Source organism: Oleiphilus sp. HI0067 (assembly GCF_001635735.1).
The window spans coordinates 1-986 of the sequence record NZ_LWFI01001380.1; the positions used below are offsets into that span (position 1 = coordinate 1).

A 986-nucleotide genomic window follows, 5' to 3' on the forward strand; every position below is an offset into this window, starting at 1 on the left:
GTTACCAGCAAGGAGAGCAATATGCCTCGCTACATGTTGAAACGGTCACGCCAGACTCGCGAGAAGTGCGCAACCCTGAACTAATTTCCGCGTGGAAAGATGCATTACAAATGCCTGATGGCGTTGAGCAACTTAGCATTACTAGTCCTCGCGGTGGTCCTCCTGGCAAAGACATCGATATATTCTTAACAGGCCAAAGCAGCGATATATTAAAAGCAGCGAGCGAAGAGCTTCAGGATGCATTAAAGGGCTATGTTGGCGTGAATGATATTCAAGATGACATCCCTTACGGCAAATCGCAATTTATATACGAACTTACCACGCAAGGTGAATCTCTTGGTTTGAGTGTTTCTGACGTAGGCAATCAACTTCGAGCGGGATTTGATGGCCAACTTCTTCAGGTGTTCTACGATCAAAATGAAGAAGTAGAAGTACGTATTTTATTACCAGATCAAGAACGCAATACCTCACGCACTTTAAACGGCTTCCCCATCGTCACAGCAATTGGCGACATTGTTCGATTAGACAACGTTGTAAGTTTAAGCTCTCGCAAGGGACTAGAGCTTGTACGACACACTGACGGACGATTTGGCCTGCGTGTAACTGCGGGTGTTGACGCGTCACTGAACAACGCAAATGTCGTGCTAGACGACGTTAGCGAACAATTCCTCCCAGAGCTAGCAGCGCGCTACGGCTTAGATTACGAGCTTAAAGGAAGAGCTGAAGAGCAACGCCAGACAGGCGCTGAAATGATGCTAGGCGCAAGTATAGGCATAACGCTTATTTACATTATTTTGGCGTGGGTTTTCGGTTCGTACTCATGGCCGCTTGCCGTGATTTTGGCCATTCCACTCGGCATTTCAGGTGCAATTTTGGGTCACTGGCTGCTTGGAATTAATCTCACCATGCTTTCGTGGTTTGGTTTCTTTGGCCTTTCAGGGATTGTGATTAATGATGCCATTATCCTCGTCACCTTTTACCGAGAA

1 protein-coding gene is annotated in these 986 nt (G+C 46.8%); it reads left to right on the plus strand.

Annotated features, from left to right (window positions below):
• Positions 1-986 (plus strand): efflux RND transporter permease subunit (locus tag A3739_RS21890; protein ID WP_197472491.1); only part of this gene is annotated, 986 nt, incomplete at both ends.